General features: G+C 67.3%; 16 protein-coding genes. 12 read left to right on the forward strand and 4 right to left on the reverse strand.

The annotated features are described in order from the left end of the window. Nucleotides 1-12 precede the first annotated feature (12 nt). From rtcA to RUU78_RS17185, 9 genes are all read left to right on the forward strand, one after another. On the forward strand, nt 13-1,053 hold the full coding sequence (gene rtcA / locus RUU78_RS17145; protein WP_313918680.1) for an RNA 3'-terminal phosphate cyclase: 1,041 nt from the start codon (nt 13-15) through the stop codon (nt 1,051-1,053). A 132-nt stretch (nt 1,054-1,185) separates the two neighbouring features. Next, entirely contained in the window at nt 1,186-2,586 is a 1,401-nt protein-coding gene (locus RUU78_RS17150; protein ID WP_313918681.1) for a 3' terminal RNA ribose 2'-O-methyltransferase Hen1, read from the forward strand. A 29-nt stretch (nt 2,587-2,615) separates the two neighbouring features. After that, nucleotides 2,616-5,162: a polynucleotide kinase-phosphatase gene (locus RUU78_RS17155; RefSeq protein WP_313918682.1), complete on the forward strand. Its 2,547-nt coding sequence runs from the start codon at nt 2,616-2,618 to the stop codon at nt 5,160-5,162. Between the two features lie 98 nt (nt 5,163-5,260). Next, complete coding sequence (locus RUU78_RS17160; RefSeq protein ID WP_313918683.1) at nt 5,261-6,187, forward strand: ABC transporter ATP-binding protein; 927 nt, start codon at nt 5,261-5,263, stop codon at nt 6,185-6,187. After that, complete coding sequence (locus RUU78_RS17165) at nt 6,184-6,945, forward strand: ABC transporter permease (protein WP_313918684.1); 762 nt, start codon at nt 6,184-6,186, stop codon at nt 6,943-6,945. The genes RUU78_RS17160 and RUU78_RS17165 overlap by 4 nt, the downstream gene beginning before the upstream one ends. A gap of 108 nt (nt 6,946-7,053) precedes the next feature. Then, nucleotides 7,054-9,090 (forward strand): SpoIIE family protein phosphatase, encoded by a 2,037-nt coding sequence (locus tag RUU78_RS17170; RefSeq protein ID WP_313918685.1) that lies wholly within the window; start codon nt 7,054-7,056, stop codon nt 9,088-9,090. Further along, nucleotides 9,087-9,617 (forward strand): SiaB family protein kinase, encoded by a 531-nt coding sequence (locus tag RUU78_RS17175; RefSeq protein ID WP_313918686.1) that lies wholly within the window; start codon nt 9,087-9,089, stop codon nt 9,615-9,617. The genes RUU78_RS17170 and RUU78_RS17175 overlap by 4 nt, the downstream gene beginning before the upstream one ends. A gap of 1 nt (nt 9,618) precedes the next feature. After that, nucleotides 9,619-10,005 carry a SiaC family regulatory phosphoprotein gene (locus RUU78_RS17180; protein ID WP_313918687.1) on the forward strand — a complete coding sequence of 129 codons (387 nt, stop codon included), beginning with the start codon at nt 9,619-9,621 and terminating at the stop codon, nt 10,003-10,005. Between the two features lie 5 nt (nt 10,006-10,010). Next, nucleotides 10,011-11,114, forward strand: coding sequence for a diguanylate cyclase (locus RUU78_RS17185; protein WP_313918688.1), 1,104 nt, complete (start codon nt 10,011-10,013; stop codon nt 11,112-11,114). Between the two features lie 34 nt (nt 11,115-11,148). Here RUU78_RS17185 and RUU78_RS17190 read toward each other — a convergent pair whose 3' ends face one another. The 3 genes from RUU78_RS17190 to RUU78_RS17200 all read right to left on the reverse strand — a co-directional run bounded on the left by RUU78_RS17190 (nt 11,149) and on the right by RUU78_RS17200 (nt 14,193). Beyond that, complete coding sequence (locus RUU78_RS17190) at nt 11,149-11,838, reverse strand: hypothetical protein (RefSeq protein ID WP_313918689.1); 690 nt, start codon at nt 11,836-11,838, stop codon at nt 11,149-11,151. After that, on the reverse strand, nt 11,835-12,230 hold the full coding sequence (locus RUU78_RS17195; RefSeq protein ID WP_313918690.1) for a GFA family protein: 396 nt from the start codon (nt 12,228-12,230) through the stop codon (nt 11,835-11,837). The genes RUU78_RS17190 and RUU78_RS17195 overlap by 4 nt, the downstream gene beginning before the upstream one ends. Before the next feature lie 118 nt (nt 12,231-12,348). Beyond that, a complete protein-coding gene (locus RUU78_RS17200; RefSeq protein WP_313918691.1) occupies nt 12,349-14,193 on the reverse strand; it encodes a 3-hydroxybutyrate oligomer hydrolase family protein in 1,845 nt (614 codons plus the stop codon). Between the two features lie 110 nt (nt 14,194-14,303). Here RUU78_RS17200 and RUU78_RS17205 point away from each other — a divergent pair, with 110 nt between their 5' ends. The 3 genes from RUU78_RS17205 to RUU78_RS17215 all read left to right on the forward strand — a co-directional run bounded on the left by RUU78_RS17205 (nt 14,304) and on the right by RUU78_RS17215 (nt 16,640). Next, nucleotides 14,304-15,068: a 3-hydroxybutyrate dehydrogenase gene (locus RUU78_RS17205; protein WP_313918692.1), complete on the forward strand. Its 765-nt coding sequence runs from the start codon at nt 14,304-14,306 to the stop codon at nt 15,066-15,068. 45 nt (nt 15,069-15,113) lie between these two features. Then, nucleotides 15,114-15,773 (forward strand): response regulator transcription factor, encoded by a 660-nt coding sequence (locus tag RUU78_RS17210; protein WP_313918693.1) that lies wholly within the window; start codon nt 15,114-15,116, stop codon nt 15,771-15,773. A gap of 165 nt (nt 15,774-15,938) precedes the next feature. After that, nucleotides 15,939-16,640 carry a hypothetical protein gene (locus RUU78_RS17215; protein WP_313918694.1) on the forward strand — a complete coding sequence of 234 codons (702 nt, stop codon included), beginning with the start codon at nt 15,939-15,941 and terminating at the stop codon, nt 16,638-16,640. Nucleotides 16,641-16,677: 37 nt separating this feature from the next. On the opposite strand, the gene RUU78_RS17220 is transcribed toward RUU78_RS17215, so the two are convergent. Then, nucleotides 16,678-17,427 carry a DUF2225 domain-containing protein gene (locus tag RUU78_RS17220; RefSeq protein ID WP_313918695.1) on the reverse strand — a complete coding sequence of 250 codons (750 nt, stop codon included), beginning with the start codon at nt 17,425-17,427 and terminating at the stop codon, nt 16,678-16,680. Nucleotides 17,428-17,456: the final 29 nt, after the last annotated feature.

A 17,456-nucleotide genomic window follows, 5' to 3' on the forward strand; every position in this document is an offset into this window, starting at 1 on the left:
GAAGAACCCGACATGAAGACGCGAACGGAATCCACGATCGAACTCGACGGCGCACAAGGCGAAGGCGGTGGGCAGATCCTGCGCACGGCCTTGAGCCTGTCGATGCTGCAAGGCAGACCCGTGCGGCTCGTCAATATCCGCGCCGGGCGCAGCAAGCCCGGCCTGATGCGACAGCACCTCGCCTGCGTGCGCGCGGCGGCCGCGGTCTGCAATGGCGTGGCCGACGGAGCGCAGATCGGCGCGACGGCGCTGCATTTCCATCCCGGCGCGATCCGCGGCGGCGACTACGAATTCAAGATCGGCACCGCCGGCAGCACAATGCTCGTGCTGCAGACGGTATTGCCGGCGTTGCTGCGCGCGGATGTGGCCAGCACGCTCGAGCTCGAAGGCGGCACGCACAATCAGATGGCGCCATCGAGCGACTTCATCGCCGATGCATTCCTGCCGCAGCTCGCGCGCATGGGCGCGCAGGTGTCGATGGCTGTCGAACGGTACGGCTTCTATCCCGCCGGCGGTGGCCGTGTCCGCGTCACCGTGACGCCGGCGGCACTGACGCCGCTTGCACTGCACGAACGCGGCAACGCCCACGGCATCGATGCGACTGTGCTGTTGCGCAACCTGCCGCAGCACATCGCCGAACGCGAACTCGAAGCCGCCGCCGCCCGGCTGACGCTGACGAAACGGCAGCGGCTCGACTTGCCGTCCGGCCCCGGACCCGCCAACGCGCTGGTGCTGGCGGCGCGCTTCGAGCACGTCAGCGAAGTCGTCGTCGGCCTCGGCGAACACGGCGTCAGCGCGGAGAACGTGGCGCGTGCGGCGAGCGACGAGCTGCGCGCCTATCTCGCCCACGGCGCACCCGTCGGCGAGCACCTCGCCGACCAGCTGCTGCTACCGCTGCTGCTCGCCGGCGGTGGCAGCTTCGTGACCGGCCGCCCGAACGCGCACCTGGAAACCAACGCGGCCGTGATCCGCGCCTTCGGTGCGGCCGACATCACGATCGCTCCCGACGACAGCGATCCGCAGCGGCGCTATCGCGTCACACTGGTGACCTGAATTGGCCTCTCGCTGCGGCGCCGACCCAGTCGGCGTCGGCGAGAGCCGGGCCGTCGTGCCGATCACGAATCGCGACGTCGCGCGCGTGACCAGTACCGCATCATCAAGCCGTCGCACCACCCAGGAACTCCCATGCTGCTCAGCCTCAGCACCACCCACGAACCCGCCACTGATCTGGGGTACCTGCTGGCCAAGCACCCGGATCGCGTGCAGGAATTCGATCTCGCTTTCGGCCAGGCCCGCGTGTTCTACCCGCAGGCCGATGCAACGCGCTGCACCGCCGTGCTGCTGCTCGACATCGACCCGATCGGTCTCGTGCGCGGCCGCGGCGACGGCAGCGAAGGGCCGCTGGCCCAGTATGTGAATGACCGTCCCTATGTCGCGAGTTCGTTTCTCGCCGTCGCCATCGCCCGCGTCTTCGGCTCGGCGCTCGCCGGCACCAGCAAGGGGCGCCAGGAACTGGCCGACCAGGCGATCCCGCTGCAGGTCGAGGTACCCGTGCTGCGCGCTCGAGGCGGTGCGCGTGTGGTGCGCGACTGCTTCGAGCCGCTGGGCTACAGGGTCGACGCCGATCCCCTGCCGCTGGATACGCGTTTCCCCGAGTGGGGCGACAGTTGCTATCTGCACCTGCGTCTGAGCGGCAACCAGCGCCTGCGCGACCTGCTTGCACACCTCTACGTGCTGCTGCCGGCCATCGACGGCGACAAGCACTATTTCGTCGGTGACGACGAGGTGGAAAAGCTGCTCGACAAGGCGGGCAGCTGGCTCGCCGCGCATCCGCAGCGCGACTGGATCGCACTGCGGTACCTCAAGCACCGGCGTTCGCTGGTGCGTGCGACGCTGGCACGCCTGCTCGACGCCGACGAGGATGAAGTGGACGCCGTCGAAACCGCACGCGAAGCGGCCGAGGAGGCGATCGAGCGCCCGCTGAGCCTCAACGAACAGCGCATGGGCGCCGTGCTCGCCGTACTGCGGCAGAGCGGCGCGCGGCGTGTCGTCGACCTCGGCTGCGGCGAAGGCCGCCTGCTCGGGTTGCTGCTCAAGGAGCGCCAGTTCGAACGCATCCTCGGTGTCGACGTTTCGCTGCGCGCACTCGATATCGCGCAGGAGCGCCTGCACCTGGACCGGCTCGCGCCGCTGCAGCGTGAACGCCTGCAGCTCGTGCAGGGCGCGCTGACCTATCGCGATGCACGCCTGGCCGGCTTCGATGCGGCCTGCGCGATCGAAGTCATCGAGCATCTCGATCCGCCGCGCCTCGCCGCCTTCGAGCGCTGTGTATTCGAGTTCGCGCGCCCTGGCATCGTCATCGTCACGACGCCGAACGCCGAATACAACGTGCTGTTCGATACCTTGCCCTCCGGCCGAATGCGCCATCCCGACCATCGTTTCGAATGGACACGTGCCGAGTTCGAGACCTGGGCCCACGATGTTGCGACGCGACGCGGCTATTCCGTGCGCCTGCTGCCGGTCGGTCCGCAGGACGCGCATCTCGGCGCACCGACCCAGATGGCCCTTTTCAGCCGCGACGCCTGAACGTCGCGCGCCCACGCCCGGACCCACCCATGCAGATCCGCATTCCCGCCCTGAGTCTCGTCGCCCTGATCGGTCCGTCCGGCAGCGGCAAGTCGACCTTCGCGCAGCGTCATTTCCTGCCGACCGAAGTGCTGTCCTCGGACACCTGCCGCGGCTGGGTCAGCGACAACGAGAACGACCAGGCCGCCAGCGGCGCGGCCTTCGAGGTGCTCTATTTCATCGCGCGCAAGCGTCTTGCCGCCGGTCTGCTGACGGTGGTCGACGCTACCCACGTCCGCGCCGAGGACCGCAAGCGCCTGGTCGAACTCGCCCGCGAGTTCCACGTGCTGCCCGCCGCGATCGTGTTCGATCTGCCCGAGTCGGTCTGTCATGAGCGCAATGCCCTGCGGCCGGATCGCCAGTTCGGGCCGCATGTCGTGCGCGGCCAGATCCGGACATTGCACCGCTCGCTGCGCGGGCTGCAGCGCGAAGGCTTTCGCCATGTCAGCGTGCTCGACTCGGTCGCCACTGTGGAAACGGCGCAGATCCAGCGCGAGCGCGTCTGGAACGACAGGCGCGATGAGCATGGACCGTTCGACATCATCGGCGACGTGCACGGCTGCCATGGGGAACTGGTCGCGCTGCTGACCACGCTCGGCTATCGGATCGCCGGCACGCGCGAACGGCCCGACGTGGCAGCGCCTGCCGGGCGCCGCGCGGTCTTCGTCGGCGATCTCGTCGATCGCGGCCCGGATTCGCCAGGCGTGCTGCGCCTGGTCATGCACATGGTCGGCAACGGCACGGCGCTGTGCGTGCCCGGCAATCACGACGTGAAGCTGCAGCGCAAGCTCGACGGCCGCGACGTGCGCGTGACCCACGGCTTGGCCGAGACGCTGCAGCAACTGGAGGCCGAGGACGACGGTTTCCGCCGCGAGGTCGCGCAGTTCATCGACAAGCTGGTCAGCCACTACGTGCTCGACGACGGCAACCTCGTCGTCGCCCACGCCGGACTCAAGCAGGAGCTGCAGGGCCGCGCCTCGGCGCGAGTACGCGAATTCGCGCTGTACGGCGAAACGACTGGAGAGACCGACGAATTCGGCCTGCCCGTGCGCTACGACTGGGCCAACGACTATCGCGGCAAGGCCATGGTCGTCTACGGCCACACCCCCGTGCCTGAGGCCGAGTGGGTCAACCGCACGATCTGCATCGACACGGGCTGCGTGTTCGGCGGCCGTCTCACCGCGCTGCGCTATCCGGAGCGCGAACTCGTCGACGTGCCCGCGGCGCAGGTGTATTACGCACCGACGCGTCCGTTTCCGAGCGACAAACCCGCTGCGGAGAGCGTACGCGAAGCGACCGTGCTCGACCTCGCCGACGTCAGCGGCAAGCGTGTCATCAACACGCGGGCATTCCGCCTCGTCACGGTACGCGAGGAGAACGCCGTCGCGGCGCTCGAAGTCATGAGCCGCTTCGCGATCGACCCGCGCTGGCTGGTCTATCTGCCGCCGACGATGGCGCCGCCCGAGGCCGCGCCCGACGGCCTGCTGCTGGAACGTCCGCTGGAAGCGATGGCCTGGTATCGCCACGCCGGTGTGCCCGAACTCGTCTGCGAGGAAAAGCACATGGGTTCGCGCGCCATCATCGTCCTGTGTCGCGACGAAGCGGTCGCGCTGCGCCGCTTCGGCATCGGCGATGACGGCCGCGGCGTGATCCATACGCGCAGCGGCCGCCGTTTCTTTGCCGATCGCGCGCTCGAAGCGGCGCTGCTGAATCGGCTGGACCGCGCCATGCACGACGCCGGCCTGTGGCAATCGCTGGCCACGGACTGGATCGTGCTCGATACGGAATTGCTGCCGTGGTCGGCGAAAGCGCAGGAGCTGCTACAGAACCAATACGCGCCGACCGGCGCAGCCGCCGTCGCGGCCCTGGGCGCCGCGGAAGCAGCGCTCGCGGCAGCGGCAGCGCGTGGCATCGATGTGGACACACTGCTGACGCGCGCGCGTGAGCGGCGTGATGCTGCGCATCGCTTCGTCGATGCCTATGGCCAGTATTGCTGGCCGGTCGGCGGCATCGACGATCTGCGCATCGCGCCGTTCCATGTGCTCGCCTGCGAAGGCGAGGTCGGTCTGGCTCGCGACCACCGCTGGCACCTGGCACTGATCGAGCGTCTCGCCGCCGCCGATGACGCGCTGATCCGGCGCACGCGGCATTGCTTCGTCGACCTGTCCGACGAAGCGAGCGTCGCGGCCGCGGTGCAGTGGTGGGAAGCGCTCACGGCCGCCGGCGGTGAAGGCATGGTGCTCAAGCCGGCCAGCGGTCTTGCGCGTGGCACGCGCGGCCTGCTGCAGCCGGCGATCAAGTGCCGCGGCCGCGAATACCTGCGCATCATCTACGGACCCGAATACACCGAGCCGCAGAACCTCGAGCGCCTGCGTCGCCGCAGCGTGCGCGGCAAGGCGTCGCTCGCGTTGCGCGAATTCGCGCTGGGCCTGGAAGCGCTGTACCGTTTCGTCGAGCATGAACCGCTGTACCGCGTGCACGAATGCGTGTTCGGCGTGCTCGCACTGGAAAGCGAACCGGTCGACGCGCGGCTCTGAAGGCGGCGCGCGCGGCCGGCCCCTGCCGCACCGCGCGCGGTGCCGAACGCCTCACTTTGGATTAGGCTTCATCGCCCCTGGCCCCCGCGAGGAACGGCGTGGAATCGATCATCTCGGTTGCAAACCTCAACAAGACCTACAAATCCGGTTTCGCCGCGCTCAAGGACATCAATCTCGATATCCGTCGCGGCGAGATCTTCGCGCTGCTCGGCCCCAACGGCGCCGGCAAGACCACGCTGATCAGTATCGTCTGCGGGATAGTCAATCCCACCAGCGGCACGGTGCTTGCCGACGGTCATGACATCGCGCGGGAATACCGCGCGTCGCGCAGCAAGATCGGCCTCGTGCCGCAGGAGCTGTCCACCGACGCGTTCGAGACGGTCTGGGCGACGGTGAATTTCAGCCGCGGCCTGTTCGGCAAGCCGCGCGATGCGGCGCTGGTCGAGCGGATCCTGCGCGACCTGTCGCTGTGGGAAAAACGCGACGCGAAGATCATGACGCTGTCCGGCGGCATGAAGCGCCGGGTCATGATCGCCAAGGCGCTGTCGCATGAACCCACCATCCTGTTCCTCGACGAACCGAGCGCCGGCGTCGACGTCGAACTGCGCCGCGACATGTGGGCGATGGTGCGCGGTCTGCGCGAGCGCGGCGTCACGATCATCCTGACCACGCACTACATCGAAGAAGCCGAAGAGATGGCCGATCGCATCGGCGTGATCAGCAAGGGCGAGATCATCCTCGTGGAGGACAAGACCCAGCTCATGCGCAAGCTCGGCAAAAAGCAGCTGACCCTGCAGCTGCAGAGCCCGCTCGCTGCGATTCCGGCGGAACTCGCCGACCAGCCGCTGGAGCTGTCGGCCGACGGCACTGAACTGGTCTACACATTCGATACGCAGAGCGAGCACACGGGCATTGCCGGCCTGCTACGCCGCCTCGCCGACAACGGCATCGACTTCAAGGATCTTCGTTCCAGCGAGAGCTCGCTCGAAGACATCTTCGTCAGTCTGGTAAGGACCCGCGCATGAACCTGTATGCGATCCGCGCGATCTACCGTTTCGAAATGGCACGCACCGGCCGTACGCTGATGCAGAGCATCGCCTCGCCGGTACTGTCGACGTCGCTCTACTTCATCGTCTTCGGCGCCGCGATCGGCTCGCGCATGGGCGCGGTCGACGGCGTGGCCTACGGCGCCTTCATCATCCCTGGCCTGATCATGCTGACGCTGCTGACCGAGAGCATTTCCAATGCCTCGTTCGGCATCTATCTGCCTAAATGGTCGGGCACGATCTACGAACTGCTGTCCGCACCGGTGTCGTGGATCGAGGTCATTCTCGGCTACGTCGGCGCCGCGGCGAGCAAGTCGGTGATCCTGGGCCTGCTGATCCTGATCACGGCGCGCTTCTTCGTCGACTACGAGATCGCGCATCCGTTCTGGATGATCGGCTTCCTCGTGCTGACCGCGGTCACCTTCAGCCTGTTCGGCTTCATCATCGGCATCTGGGCCGACGGTTTCGAGAAGCTGCAGGTGATCCCGCTGATGATCGTCACGCCGCTGACCTTCCTCGGCGGCAGCTTCTACTCGATCACGATGCTGCCGCCGTTCTGGCAGAAGGTCGCGCTGGTCAACCCGGTGGTCTACCTCGTCAGCGGCTTCCGCTGGAGCTTCTTCGGCGTGTCCGACGTCAACGCGGGCCTGAGCTTCGGCATGACGCTGGGCTTCCTCGTACTATGCCTGTTTGCAGTCTGGTGGATATTCCGCACGGGATACCGGCTGAAGAATTAGCACCGCGGCTGACCACTGGGTGCATGGCCGTCGGACGACGGTGCCGAACGTGATGCACCCGCGCGACGGCCCTGCTCGCCGTCCACACCCGCACCAAGGGATGCCGCCATGACGATAGGACGATTCGCCGGCCTGCGCGGCCGCTTCCTGCTGCTGGTGCTCGGCATCTTTCTCGGCGTCGGCGCGGTCGCCGCGTTCGGCTTCTTTCTCGCCGCCGACCGCATCATCCACAGCCTCGGCGCCGGCTACGCGACGCAGTACGCGAACCAGTCGCGCGGCCGCATCCTAGCGCGCATCCAGCGCGAACTCGTACTCGCGCAGAAGCTCGTCGACTCGCCGCTGCTCAAGCGCTGGGCGGCCAGCGAGGGCGACGCCGAACTCACTCAGCTCTCGCTCGCGGAACTCGACAGCTACCGCAAGCTGTTCGACGACAAGAGCTATTTCTTCATCATTGACGCCAGCCGCAACTACTATTTCAACAACGCCGCGAACGAGTTCGCGGGCCGCGAGCTGCGCTACCAGATGAACCCGGCCGACCCGACCCTGGCCTGGTACTTCGCGACGATGCGCAACGTCGACACCTTCGACCTGCATGTCGACAACAACCCGCAGTTGGGCGTGACGAAGATCTGGATCAACGCGATCGTGCGCGGCGAAGACGGCCGCAAGCTCGGCGTCGGCGGCAGCGGGCTGGATCTCTCGGCATTCCTCAAGGACATCGTGCGCTCGACCGATGCAGGCGTGGAAACCTGGCTCGTCGACCACGAGGGCCGCCTGCAGGGCCATCCCGACAGCGAGCTGATCGAAACCAACGCGGCGACCAAGGACGAAGCCGCGCGCAGGACCGCGTTCGACCTCGTCGAGGACGCGACCGAACGCACCACGCTGAAGCGCGAACTCGACGCGCTCGCGCGCGATGGCCGCAGCGCGACGGCGCAGGTCGAGCTGACTGTCGGCGGACGCCGGCGCCTCGCCGCGATCAGCTATCTGCCGGAACTGCGCTGGGCGACGATCGTCGTCGTCGATCCGTTCCAGGTCACCCGTCTGGCGACGTTCCGGCCCATCCTGATCCTGCTTGCGACCGCACTGCTCGCGACCATCGTGCTGGTGTCGTGGCTGTTGAACCGGCTCGTGCTGACGCGCCTGGCACGGCTGACCGGGCACGCGCGCGCGATCGCTGCGGGCCGCTACGACACCGCGCTGAAGATCGACCGGCCCGACGAGATCGGCGAGCTGACCGCGTCGTTCAACCACATGACGGCGACCATCGCCGACTACACCCAGAACCTCGAGGCGAAGGTCGCCAGCCGCACCCAACTACTGCAGGAATCCAATGCGCTGCTCGCAGCGAGCAACCGCAAGGTCATGGACAGCATCGAGTACGCGCGGCTGATCCAGTCCTCGCTGCTGCCCAAGCCCGGGGAAATGGCGCGCTTGTTTGCCGACTACACCGTGCTGTGGCTGCCACGTGACATAGTCGGCGGCGATTTCTACGCGCTGTATCCGGACGGCGAAGACGGCTGCCTGCTCGCGGTCGGGGACTGCACGGGGCACGGCGTGCCCGGCGCGTTCATAACGATGGCGGCCAAGGCGCTGCTCGACCGCGCCGTCGCGACACGCGGCATGGACGATCCAGCGGCGCTGCTCGAGGACCTGCACCGCGGTCTCGAAGCGCTGCTCGGCGGCCAGGCTGGCGGCAGCGACAACGGGCTCGATCTCGCACTGCTGCATGTCGCGCCCGGCCGCAGCCGATTGCGCTTCGCGGCAGCGCGGCTGGCACTGTGGATCGTCCAGGCGGACGGCAGCCTCGACACCGTCAAGGGTGAGCGCCGCAGCATCGGCTACCGCCGTGGCGGCGCGACCGCGTTCACCAACCAGGACATCGCGCCGCGGCCGCAGGCGCGCTACTACCTGTTCACCGACGGCATCCTCGACCAGAATGGCGGCGCACGCGGCGTCGCGCTGGGCCGCAGCCGCCTGGCCGAGGCACTCGCGCGCGGGGCCGACCGGCCACTCGCGGCGCAGGACGCCGCGCTGCAGCAACTGCTAGAGGATTATCGCAACGGGCTGCCGCAACGCGACGACATCGTCCTGCTCGGCGTGTCGCTGGACCGCCCTTCCCCGTACCCACGGAGTTCTGCATGAATCTGTTCGCTCTGAAAGAGCAGCTGCGCGAGGCCGGCATCCTGATCAGCTTCACCGGGTCGTTCAGCCACAGCATCATCGAAGAGCTGGGCACGGCGGTGAAGAAATACCTCGAAAACGCCGAGATCCAGAAGACCGCGATGATGGACGTGTTCTCGGTCTACATCGAAGCCGCGCAGAACGTGCGCAACTACAGCGAGCGCCGCTGCCAGGCCGGGCGTACCGACAACGACGCGAGCATCGTCGTGATCGCGCGGCGCGACACGCACTACCGCATCTACGCTGGCAACGTGGTCGAGGAGGACGACAAGGCCGACCTCGGCGCACGCCTGGACCGCCTGGCCGCACTCGACAAGGCCGGCCTCAAGACCGCCTACAAGGAACAGTTGCGCCGCGAGCGCGCTCCCGACGAAGGCGCCGGCCTGGGCCTGATCGAGATGGCGCGCCGCGCCAGCGCGCCGCTGGAGTACGGCTTCACGCCGCTGCCCGATGGACGCGCCTATTTCAGCTTGTGCATCGAGATCTGAGATGAGCCTAGAAAGACTGCATCAGAGCGCCACGCCGTCGACGCCGGCGGTCGATTTCGATCCGGCCAGTGGCGTGCTCAGCCTCACCGGCGAGTCGTACCCGGAAAACGCGTTCGACTATTTCCGCCCGCTGCTGACCTGGGTCGCGCGCTTCGTCGACGAAGGCAACACCCCGATCGTGGCCGAGATTGCGCTGTCCTACCTCAACACCAGCAGCATCAAGAGCGTGATGGACCTGCTCGACCTGCTGGAATCCGCGCATCGGCGCGGACGCCAGGCCACCGTGCGCTGGAGCTATGCCGACGACAACGAGCGCGCGCTCGAAATGATCGAGGAATTCAAGGAAGAAGTGACTTTGCCGTTCTTCATCGTGCCGGTCAGCGGCTGACTGCGGTGGATCCGACGCAACGGCTGGACCGCCTGCTCGACGATGCGGAACTGCGCGACTCGGCCCTGGCCGAATTCTGCCGCGAACTGATCGCCGACCAGCAGCGCCTGCACCAGCGCCTCGAGCGCATCAGCCGCATCTCGGACCGCTACCAGGCGGACCTGCGCAATACCAACCGCGAACTGGCCGAATCCAACGCGCGCCTGACCGCCGCGCTGGGTGAAGTGCGCACGCTGAGCGGCTTCATTCCGATCTGCTCGCGCTGCAAGAAGGTCCGCGACGACGGCGGCTTCTGGGATGAGGTGGAAAATTATCTGGTCCGCCATACCGACGCGGTGCTCAGCAGCAGCGGCTGCTGCCCGGCCTGCGCCGCGGCCCAGGCCAGTACTCCGGCGACGCAGACGCTCGCGACGCGCGATGGCGAAGACCCCGGCGAAAACGAGCGCCTCGACAGCATCCTCGCCAACGAAGCCTGGAAGGACCATCCGCTGCGCGGTGAATACCAGCGTCTGAGCCGCGACTATCAGAAACTCGGCCGCCGCCTGCACAAGATCTCGCGCATCAGCGACGGCTTTCAGACCCAGCTCAAGGAACTCAACCTGGCCCTGGCGCGCGCCTCGCGCACCGATACCTTGACCGGGCTCGCCAACCGCCGCGCGCTGCTCGAACGCCTCGACGAACAGGCCGCCGTCGCGCCACGCGAGCACGGCTTCGCCGTGGCGATGATCGACGTCGACCACTTCAAGCGCGTCAACGATTCCCTCGGCCACGCCGCCGGCGACGCCGTGCTGCGCGCACTCGGCGCGATCCTGCTCGCACGGGCGCCGCCGCTGGCCCTGGTCGGCCGCTGGGGCGGCGAGGAATTCGTGCTGATCGTGCCCGACGCGGCGAACATCGACATCGGCACCGTGTGCGAGCGCATCCGCGCCGATTGCGAAGCCGCCGTGACCGCGCACAACGGCCGCCAGATACGCATCACCGTCAGCATCGGCATCGCGCTGCACGACCGCGCGCTGTCGTTCGAAGACACCCTGCGCGATGCGGACCGCGCGCTGTATGCGGCGAAGTCGTGTGGGCGGAATCGGGTGATGGCGAGCGAAGATTTGTAATGGCGCGCTGGCGGGTGTGCACGGGCCGACAGGTTCAGTGTGCCGGTGGCAACGCCGGAACCGATTGGAGCGCAGCGAGTATGCGCTTGTAGTCGTACTCCTCCAGATTCCCCTCCGAAATCGCCACTGATCGCGGATTCTTTGTCCGCAGTACCGTGCGCCCCTCTGCGGCATGCAGTTCGGGGATCGCGCCGAGCCATAACGACCAGCCGCGCGTTACGACGATCAGCGCGTCGCGCGCGAGCGCGTCGCGCACGAGTCGGAACTGATAGGCCTGCGACGGTAGGCGAAGAAGCGCGCAGGCGAAACTCAGCGAGGGATACGGAAAGAATTCGATCGAACAGATACCGCGTGCAACGCGATCACGACCGCTTTCGCCGAAATGCGCAAGCGGTTGCGCAACCGCCCGGTTCCACCACTTGTTGCTCTTATCCGCGATGCCGACATGCGGTGCGTATTCGTCAATCAATGCCGCGCGCAGACGGGCCTCGTCGGCTACGGACAGCGGGTTTTCCCGGCTGTCCTTCTCGTAGCTCGGATTTATCTGTAGCACCACGACGGGCGCGTCGCGCGGTCCCGAACGCGGCTCGGGCATGCGCGCCCGATGCAATTGGCCGGTATCGCTTTTCAATTTGTTCGCGACTTCGATGTACGGCCAATCCATCGGCAGCACGTATGGCGGTTCGATCGGGATATCGACCCAGGGATTCTGATCGTCGCTCACGGGTGCCGCTCCGCACTGTCCGGCACCCCCACCCAAGCATGCCGCCGCGACTCGTAGATCGACACGCGCGGCGCCGGAAAGTGCGGATCGGCGAAGGCGCCGAGCGGTATCGCGATAAGCTCGGGCGCGTCGTCGATCGTGTAGTGGACCGTCGCGCCGCAGGTGGGGCAGAAGCGGAAGCACAGCGTGTTGCCACTGTCGGCGACACGCCGATATTCGCGCGCATCGCCGTCGATGTGCACCTGATCGCGCGGAAAACGTGCCTGCGCCGCGAACACGCTGCCGGTGCGGCGTTGGCAGGCCAGGCACTGACACATCGAAATGCGCACGGGCTCACCGCGTGCGCTGATGCGCAGTGCGCCGCAACTGCAGCGGGCATGACGCTCGGACATGGGACCTTCCGTCGGCAGTGGCAGGAGCCTCGACGATACACGCGACACCGCGTCTGATCCGCGGCGGATCGGCCTGCTGGCGCGCCAGCGCCAGGCAGCCTTCCGCCCGTTACGACGCCTACTGCGGCATCGCGAGATGGCTCGCTTCCAGCGCCTTGCCAAGGCCGCGCGGCGTGGTCTGGATGACCGCGTCGGCCGGCAACGCCGCGCCGCTGTCGATGTGCGCCCAGACGCGGTCGAGCGCGCTGTAGACGTAGGGCAGCAGTGGTACATAGGCCGCGCCGTACTGCGGCAGGCCGAGGAACGCGTCGAAATGCTGCGCGTGACGTACCTGCCAGTAGCGCAGGTCCGCGCCGCCGGCCTTGGCCATCGCGACATAGGGCGCGCTGCTGAAGGCCGCGGGCACGAGGCCGTCGTCGAGGCCGTGCAGCACGATGATGGGCAGGTCCTTGCGCGGCAGTCCGGCCCGCGTCGCGGCGATGCCCTGCCTGACGCGCGTCGCGGCCGCATCGCTGCCGGTCCACAGTGCGCGCAGGCAGTTCAGCGCATCGTGCGGCTCGCCGGGCTTGGCGACCTGGAATGCCACGCCGGCACCCGGCGGAATACCGCTCGCATCGGACCACCAGGCCGCGCGTTCGGCAGCAGTGTTTGCGCGCGCGGTGCCGTCGGCGTTGAGCGCGGAGAACCCGCTGATACACGGCGACTCGCCGGCACCGTAGCGCCCGTAGGCCGAGGCATAGGTCACCGCGACCGCACGCCACAGATCAAACGTGACGCTGATCGAGCCGGCGCGCAACGCTTCGTCGATCCAGCCGTTCGCGCGCAGCGCGTCATAGGCCGCGGCTTGCTGGGCCGGAAGATCGGCTCCCTGGATCAGGCCGGACGCGACGGCGGCGGCGCAGCGCTTGTCGATGTCGGGCACGGCCGGCAGACCGAGCTTGGGCAGCGCGCAGGGCATCAGCAGGGCCGCCTCGGTGGTGTAGTCGTAGAGCGTGCGTGCGCCCTTTGCCTCGACATGGATATTCGGCTCGCCGGCGACGACGCCGGCCAGCCACTTGCCGTCGAGTTCCGCCGCGCGCAGCACCGCGCCGCCGCCGTTGGAAATGCCGACCGCGATCACGCGCGTGTTGTCGAACGTGAACGGTGCCTGCTGCGGCAGCGCGTCGGCCAGCGCCTGCAGACCGTATTCCGCAGCCTGGCGCACATGGCGGCCCCAGTCGGCTTCGGGGTTGTCCTGGGAGTGCGCGTGCTTGAACGCGATACCGCTCGTGGCCGCGCTGTCGGGTTTGAACGCGAGTACGTCGTCGACACCACCGAGCGTACCGTCGATGCGCACGCCGCGCTTTTCGACGAGGTCGTAGTAGTCCGTGCCGGCACCCTTGTCGGTGTAGGCCACTGCGCAACCTTTGGGCAAGGCCCAGGGCCCGGCGACCGCGATCGCACCGTAGATGCCGCGCGAGCCCGATGACGCCGCGACGACGAGGCAGCGTTTCTTCGCGTCGAACGCATCGGGAATCTGCGCGAGCACGCGATGCGGCTGCTTCGCGCCGGGCAGCGTGGCGAAGGCCTGGAATTCGCGCCCCGGCACGCTGGGCATGGCGCCGTAGATCGTACCGAAGCCGCCGGCCGGGGTCAGGTCGGCAATCCCGCGCCAGTTGCTCCAGAGTGCGCGACGGCGCAGTTCCACCGCGGTCGGCGCATCGGGAACGGCAAACGCTGGCGGCGTCATCGCGCGCAGACCATCCAGGCCGAGGCCGGCGCTGAGCAGGTCGTCGCCGTCGCGGTGCTCGCTGATGCGCTGGGCGGTGAACATCGCGGTCGTCTCCGCGGCGCCGGACGGCACCGCCTTGGCAGTGGGCGGAGGTGTCGCGGCCGGCGCTGGCGGCGGCGGTGCGCGGTCGCAGCCGGCCAGCAGGATGGTCAGTGCAAGGACGGAAACGCGTGGCATCGATGCGATAGTCATTCGCCCACCCTACCAAGCCGGATATGCTCGGCTATCGTACTTTCGTACCACGCCCACGCCCAGCCAGGTTGCTAGGCTGGGTTGCCAGGCTGGGCCACGGAGACCTCGCAATGACCCCTCGCTGCATCCTCATCACCGGCGCCGGCAGCGGCATCGGTGCCGGCATCGCCACGGAACTGGCCGCAGCCGGCCACCATCTCGTACTGACCGACCTCAACCGCGCCGCGGTCGATGCGGTCGCCGCGCAGATCATCGCCGCGGGCGGATCGGCCGAGGCGCTGGTCCTCGACGTGACGTCCGACGACAGCGTCGCGGCCGCGGTGGCCGCGGTCACACGTCCCGTCGACGTCCTCGTCAACAACGCCGGACTGCAGCATGTCGCGCCGCTCGAAGAATTCCCGATCGACAAGTGGGATTTTCTGATCCAGGTCATGCTCGTCGGCGTCGCGCGCCTGACCCGCGCCTTGCTGCCCGGCATGCGCGAGCGCGGTTTCGGCCGCATCGTCAATATCGGCTCGATCCATTCGCTGGTCGCCAGCCCGTTCAAGAGTGCGTATGTCGCCGCCAAACACGGATTGATCGGATTTTCCAAGGTCATCGCGCTAGAAACCGCGAACACCGACATCACGATCAACACGATCTGCCCGACCTACGTGAAGACGCCGCTGGTCGACAAGCAGATCGCCGACCAGGCGCGCACGCGCGGCATTCCCGAATCGCAGGTCGTCAGCGACGTGATGCTCAAGCCCATGCCCAAGGGCGTGTTCATCGGCTTCGACGAACTGGCCGGCATCACGGCGTTCCTGATCTCGCCGCCGGCGCGCAACATCACCGGTCACACCATCACCGTCGATGGCGGCTGGACCGTGCAGTAGCGGCGCGCGTCCGGGCGCGACCGCGACTGCTACAGTGGCCCTGCCATGCCCTCCCTGCTGATCGCCGACGACCATCCCCTGTTCCGCGCCGCGCTGCGCGGTGCCGCCGCCGATGCGGTGGCCGACTTGCAGGTGCGTGAAGCCGATTCGCTGGAGAGCGTGCTCGCGGCGCTGGAGCGCGAACCGGACATCGACCTGGTCCTGCTCGACCTGCACATGCCCGGCAACCACGGACTGGCCGGGCTCGCGGCGATCCGCGCGCAGCATCCCGGCGTTGCCGTCGTCGTGGTCTCGGCCAACGACGATCCACGCGTCGTGCGGCGTGCGCTCGACCACGGCGCCGCCGGCTTTCTGCCCAAGAGCTCCGGCTTCGACGAACTGCGCGACGCGATCCGCACCGTGCTCGCCTGCGAACAATGGCTGCCGGCCACGCTGCGCAGCAGCGTCGCGCGCTCGCAGTCATCGGCCCAGGACGCGGATCTCGCCGCACGCCTGGCCAGCCTCTCGCCACAGCAGTTCCGCGTGCTCGTGCTGGTCGCCGAAGGATTGCTCAACAAACAGATCGCCGATCGCCTCGACGTGCAGGAACGCACCGTCAAGGCCCACCTGACCGCGATCTTCGACCGCCTCGGCGTGCGCAACCGCACCCAGGCCGGCGTGGTGCTGCGGGAACTGGAGCTCAGCGATCCGGCGCGGCGGATCTGAGAAAGACCAGCAGACGTCGTTATTGCAACGGTCTGAACTCTGCAATATCGCTGACCATGTGGTGACGCCGGGCAGCGTCGAAACATCGCGCCTCATCTGGCGCGGTACTGCCGCCGACACCTGGCATCGCACAGAATTCAGCGACCGTAAGTTCGGGGGAATGCCATGTCGCTGGATCTGTTCTTCGTCGCAACAAAAGTGGACTTCGCCGACGCGCGTGCCGCCGGATTCTTCGCGTCCGATGCGCAGCTGCGCGCACGGCGCAAGCTGCTCAAGGCGATTGCCAGTCACTTCGACGGTGCCGCGATCGGCGGCAAGGCAACCGATGGCACGATTGCAGGCTTTCCGCGCGGCGAACTCGTCGCGTATCCCGGCTATCTGCACTGGTCGCTGCACGGCGTCGAGGCACGCGAACCGATCGAGACCATCGTCGAGTGGTTCCACGAACAGGACATGATCTGCGAAGACCCGCAGGACGCCGGCTTCGGCAACCGCGAACGCGTGCGCGGCAAAGAACATCTCCCGGACTGGGATGCACTCGTCGGCGCGCGCCTCGTGTCGATCGAACTCAGCGATCCCAGCGTCACCGGCCTGATCCTGAGCTGGCGGCTCGCCGATGGCCGTGATGCCCAGCTGATCTTCATCAATCACAAGCGCTGCGAAGCGCCCACTAACCTGACCGAGCTGATTCGCGACAGCGTCATCGCCGTCGAGTGCGAGCCGACCGACTTCTTCGAGGTCGGCGGCAAGCGCGTCGCGCTCAGCGACGACATGCGTTTCCTGTTCGCGAGCGGCGCGGAGATCCGCTGTTTCGGCACCGTGACCAAGCAGTTCTTCGCGCAGCCGGCGGGGCGAGCAAAGTGGTAGGCGCCGCTGTTCGCATGAACGGCACGATTCCGCGCCCTCAGGATTTGTCGGGCGCCAATCTTCCGCCGGGTTCGATGCGCGGAATGTCGGCGATGAGTTCGCGCAGATACTTCACGTAATCGCCGAGTTCCTCATCGCGCGATTTCTTCAGCTGCGCGCGCAATTGCCTGAGGCTGGCATCGGAGGCTTTTACCTGGCCAAACTCCCGCTGATAAGCCGCAGCGACGAACAGGTACTCGAGGCGCTGCGCTTGTTTCAGTTCAGTGTCGAGCGCCGCCAGTATCAGCGCCAGGGCGGTTCGTCGCCGGCTGTCGGCGGCAGCCTGATCGCCGAGCGCCTCGTACTGATAGGCCAGTGCTCGCAACATCCGCAGGCTCTGTTTGGGCGACGTGGCACGCAGCGCATAGCAGCCTTCGAGTAGTTCCAGCTCCTTCCGATGCGAAGGCGCTTCGTGCCGCGTGTATGACGTGGCCAGATACGCGGCAATCGACGTGCGCTGCGCGTCGTCGATGCCGTCGAAGTCGCCCAGGAAGGCGGTGAATCCCGATTCCGGGCAGAACCAGATTCCGCTTTCTTCCGTCACGGGCCAGAAGATCTGGTCGTACTTCGATGGCCAACCATAGATATAGGAGCCATAGCTGCCTGGGCTACCCACGGTACATTTGGCGTCCTTGACGATGGGATCATCCACTTCGGTCTCGCCCCATGTCGTCGCCCACACCGGAGCCGATCCGAGCGCAGTCGCCAGGACACCAGCGGCGACGAGCGATGCGATCCTGTTACGCATGGTGATGCCTCCGAGTCGTAGTAGAGCGC

The sequence above is a fragment of the Tahibacter sp. genome (genome assembly GCF_032229445.1).
GTDB lineage: Bacteria > Pseudomonadota > Gammaproteobacteria > Xanthomonadales > Rhodanobacteraceae > Tahibacter.